Source organism: Streptacidiphilus carbonis (assembly GCF_000787775.1).
GTDB lineage: Bacteria > Actinomycetota > Actinomycetes > Streptomycetales > Streptomycetaceae > Streptacidiphilus > Streptacidiphilus carbonis.
In genome coordinates, this window is the sequence record NZ_BBPM01000129.1 from 1 (window position 1) to 4,266 (window position 4,266).

Below are 4,266 nucleotides of genomic sequence, written 5' to 3' on the forward strand. Positions count from 1 at the left end.
GGGGCGTGGGTGCGATGATGCGCGCTTGGGCGGGCTACGCAGGGGGGTGGGCGTCGTGAACGAGGCGGTGCTGCTGGGCGGCCTGGGACTGGCCGGTCTGCTGCTGCTGGTCCTGGGCGTCGCCGGGCTGGCCTGGCGGCGCGACGGCGAGGAGCTGCGGCTGCGGCGGGCCCTGCGCTGGGCCAAGGAGGTCGATCTGGCGCTGCCGGTGGAACTGGTGAACCCGCTGGCGGCCCGGCTGAAGCGGCGGGCGCTGGCCGGGCTGCTGCTGTCGCTGCTGATAGCGGTGCCGGTGGCGGCGCTGGAGGGCGGACTGCTCGCCTCCGGCCTCGGTGACACCGCGACGGACCCGGCCGCGCCGCTGCGTGGGCCGACGATCGCTCTGGTGCTGATGGCACCCCTGGTGGTGGCCAACGCCGCGACCGGGCTGTGGGAGCTGGCCCGGCTGCGCCGCGCGGACGCGCTGAGCGGCGACCGGCCGGTCCGTATCGCGCTGCGGGACGCGGTGCCCGGCTGGACGGTGTGGGCGGTGCGGGTACTGGCCCTGGCCCCGCCGCTGCTGGCCGGCGCGGTGCTGTGGTGGTTCCAGCAGCTGGGGCTGGCCCAGGGCTTCGGCATCCGGGCGTTCGCGGCCCTGCTGGCGGTGGCGGTGGTGGCGCTGTACGGCGTGGAGAGCCGGCAGCTGGCGGTGCTCAACGGCCGCCAGGCGCCGGGCTCCAGCCAGGCGCTGGCCTTCGACGACGCCTTCCGGGTGCGGACCGTGCTCGACCTGGCACCGCTGCTGCCGCTGCTGGTCTACCTGGTGGCGACGGCGCGGCTGCACTCCGTGCTGTCCGCGGCCGACGCGCGTAACCCGGGGGCCGCCTCGGACGCCGGGGCCGTCTGGATGGGGCTGGGCATGCTGGTGTTCTTCTTCGTGATCGCGCTCGGGCAGCCGGGCGTGCGGCGGTACTACCGTGGTCGCAGTGCACCACCGCTGCTGCCGCCCACCTCGGAGACCACATCGTGCTGATCACCGTCGACCCCGACTCCTCCGTCCCGCCGTTCGAACAGGTACGGGCGCGGATCGCCGAGCTGGCCCGCAGCGGGGAGGCCCCGGTGGGGACCAGGCTGCCGACCGTGCGGGGGCTGGCGGAGGAGCTGGGCCTGGCGGTGAACACCGTCGCCAAGGCCTACCGCGAGCTGGAGGCCGCAGGCGTGGTGCAGACGCGTGGGCGCCACGGCACGGTGATCGCCGCGGCCGGCGACGCGTCGCTCGCCGTGGCGGCTAAGGCGGCTGCGGTGTACGCGGAGCGGGTCCGTGGTCTGGGCATTCCGGCAGGGGAGGCGCAGGCCGTAGTGGCGGCGGCCCTGGACGCGGCTTACGGAAGGTAGCGCCGGTGCGGGCTGTGCGTGGTTGCTGTTCGCGCAGTTCCCCGCGCCCCTAGCTGATTGCAAGCGGGCCAGTTGCAGACCCATAGGGGCGCGGGGAACTGCGCGGCCAACCATGCACATGCCGCAGCCGGGAATCCCTCACAGCGCGTCCGCGACGAAGCGCAGGCGCTCCGGCGTCCTCCCGGTGACCAGCAGGGCCAGCGCCTGGTCGATCGTCTGCCCGAGGAACCACTCGCCGCTGTGGTCCAGGCTGTGCACCCGGCCCAGCGCGTCGATGGCCAGCAGGGCCTGCCCGTCCCGCTCCTCGCCCAGCGGGGCCAGCGGCAGTTCCAGGCAGCGGCCCAGGTCGGCCAGGGTGCGGGGCTGGTTGAGCCCCAGCAGCGGGTCGATGGTGAACGCGGTGCGCGCCTGCTGCGCCCCCGCGCCCTCCAGGGTCACCCGGATCCCGCCGAACTCGGCCCAGGCCTCGACCGCGGCCGGGAAGACGGCATGCCGGTGGCCCTCGGGGGAGACGTGGCCGGACAGGGTGTCGGCCCACTGCTCGGCGCGCGGCAGATGCCTGCGCCCCGGATGCCAGCCCGACTTGGTCAGCACGGAGGCGACCTCGGCCGGGAAGCGCGGACCGGGCGCGGCTGCGGGCGGGGGGGACCAGTCCTCGGCCACGGCCCTCACGCCCCCTTCGGCGCGAGGGAGACGGTCTGCACCCCGAAGTGGGCCAGCAGCGGCACGCACGAGCGGCACGGCGGCTGGTGGGTCCCGTGCGCGGGGTCGCCCTCCTCGCGAATCCGCACCGAGGTCATCCGGGCGCCGCGCAGCGCCTTGCGCGCCTCGCCGTCGCTGAACGGCTTGCGCGCCGCCCGCTTGGAGCGGTTGTCCTCGGCGGCGCTGAAGAACTGCGACAGCAGGACGGCCTCCGGGCAGCGCCCGGTGAAGCGCTCACGCTCGGAGACCGGCAGCTCGGCCAGGAACCCGGCGACCAGCGGGTGCAGCTGCGGCGGCTGGTCGGCCTTGTCCCCGGCGCAGGTGTAGGTGTCGCCGCGTACCGACAGCGCCGAGGCGACGATCGGCATCAGGCTGTCCCGACGGTTCCTCAGAAGCGGTGCGGCGGTCGCCGGGCGGCGGTCCTCGGTGGTGTCCACGAACGGTCGTTCCTTCCCTGTGCACGCGCACGGCGGAGCACGGGTACTTGCCGCGCGGCAGCCCCCGTTGACGGGACGCACCCGCCGCTGCTGCAGACCACAGCCTGCCAAATGCCTGTGACAATGAGGAAGTCGGGGTCCCGGCGGCGCGGTTGAGCGGGTGCGGAGAAGCCTGTGCGGACTCTGGAGATCCGTTCGGGGGGTGCACCCCCTAGGCTGGGGGTCGGCATTCAGTTCCAGCAGGGGGCAAACTCGATGACGACAGGTCGGCCCAACGCCGCCTATGCCGGGCAGGTCGTGCACTTCCCCGATCCGCTGCGCGCCCGCAAGTACCCCGACGGGGTCCGGGTGGACGGGCAGGGGCACCCTGACTTCGGCCCTTACGTCCGTGCGGCGGCCGAGGTCGCCGATCCGCCGGAGGGGTTCGGCGTGGACGAGCTGCGCCTCACCGACTACGTCTCGGCGAACGCGGCGCTGTACGCGCAGGGCCACGACCTGTGGGCGGACGTCGGCACCCCGGTGTCCACGCCCACGGGCTGGACCTGGCACCACGCGGTGGGCGGGTCGCGCCCGGGCCACCGCCGGATGGAGCTGGTCCCGGTCGAGGTGAAGGCGCTGCTGCGGCACCACGCAGGGCTCGCGCTGTCCACCGCGGACCACGGCAAGCGCGGCACCAGACCGCTGCAGGAGCGCCGCCCGGTCCACTTCCCCCTGGGGGAGGGTCCGCTGGGTGCGGCCCCCGAGGAGAACGACGCCGGCGCGAGCGAGCAGCGGGTGCAGGCCGCCGAGGAGGGTCTCGGCTACGGCCTGCCGGGCCCGTACCGGACCTTCCTGAAGGCGTCCGGGGGCCGCGGGCCCAAGGGCGTGGCGCTGGACACCGAACTGGGCGTCCTGGTCGACCAGCCGTTCCTGACGCTGCGTGAGGAACGCACCCTGGACGACGTGGTCTACGTCAACAAGTGCCTGCGCGACCATCTGACCAAGGACTACCTGGGCGTCGGCTACGTCCAGGGCGGCCTGGTCGCACTGAAGGTGCGCGGCGGGGCCATCGGCACCGTCTGGTTCCTTCCCTACGACGACGCGCGGGACGACGGCAGCACGCAGCTGACGCCCCAGCAGCGCTGCGAGCAGCTGCTGCTGCCCTGCGGCGACGACTTCGACGCGTTCCTGCTGCGGCTCGCCGGCAACCCGCCCGAACTGCAGACGGTGGCCGAGCTGATGGTGGACGGCGGCTTCGCCCGCGCGGTCCCGGTGGAGGGGTGAACGGGCCCGTGGTGACCTATGCGGAGGCGCAGCAGCGCGCCGAGGAGTGGATCAACGAGGGCGTGCCCGCCTACCAGCGCCGCGAGGTGCGGGTGCGCGAGTTCGACCTGGGCTTCGTGGCCTGGGCGGTGGACCGCGCGGATGGCCCGTCCTCGGACGGCGGCGCGGTGCGGATGGTGATCGCCAGGGACAGCGGGGTGACCACGCTGTGGCCGGCGCTGCCGATCAACGATGTGGTGCGCCACTACGAGGAGGCGTACGGCCGGCCGGCCGGGGCCACCCCGGCGGGCACCCAGTCGCCGCCGGAGCGCGGTCTGGCCGAGGCGACGTCCTTCCTGCTCAGCCCGCCGCAGTGGCTGGAGGAGGCGGGGGCGGCGGCGATGGCCGCGGAGAACGCGCGGGCCGCCGCCGAGTCCGACGAGCCGTCGCTGCTGGTGGCGCCGCCGGTCTCGTCGGGCCCTCCGGGCGAGGTGCCGACCATGCTGGCCCC

At 74.7% G+C, this 4,266-nt stretch carries 6 protein-coding genes; 4 read left to right on the forward strand and 2 right to left on the reverse strand.

All coding sequences use genetic code 11. From position 1 onward, the window contains the following. Window positions 1–55 precede the first annotated feature (55 nt). On the forward strand, window positions 56–1,012 hold the full coding sequence (locus TR46_RS37485) for a hypothetical protein (protein WP_152626941.1): 957 nt from the start codon (window positions 56–58) through the stop codon (window positions 1,010–1,012). After that, on the forward strand, window positions 1,006–1,374 hold the full coding sequence (locus tag TR46_RS37490) for a GntR family transcriptional regulator (protein ID WP_042411783.1): 369 nt from the start codon (window positions 1,006–1,008) through the stop codon (window positions 1,372–1,374). The genes TR46_RS37485 and TR46_RS37490 overlap by 7 nt, the downstream gene beginning before the upstream one ends. A 138-nt stretch (window positions 1,375–1,512) precedes the next feature. Here TR46_RS37490 and TR46_RS37495 read toward each other — a convergent pair whose 3' ends face one another. Further along, entirely contained in the window at window positions 1,513–2,037 is a 525-nt protein-coding gene (locus tag TR46_RS37495) for an SUKH-3 domain-containing protein (protein ID WP_042411784.1), read from the reverse strand. 5 nt (window positions 2,038–2,042) lie between these two features. Beyond that, window positions 2,043–2,513 carry a YwqJ-related putative deaminase gene (locus tag TR46_RS37500; protein ID WP_042411785.1) on the reverse strand — a complete coding sequence of 157 codons (471 nt, stop codon included), beginning with the start codon at window positions 2,511–2,513 and terminating at the stop codon, window positions 2,043–2,045. A 255-nt stretch (window positions 2,514–2,768) separates the two neighbouring features. On the opposite strand from TR46_RS37500, the gene TR46_RS37505 reads away from it, so the two are divergent. Further along, entirely contained in the window at window positions 2,769–3,776 is a 1,008-nt protein-coding gene (locus tag TR46_RS37505; protein ID WP_042411788.1) for an SMI1/KNR4 family protein, read from the forward strand. After that, window positions 3,773–4,266: SUKH-4 family immunity protein (locus TR46_RS42995; protein WP_042411790.1), on the forward strand; the 494-nt coding region annotated here is incomplete at its 3' end. The genes TR46_RS37505 and TR46_RS42995, both read left to right, overlap by 4 nt.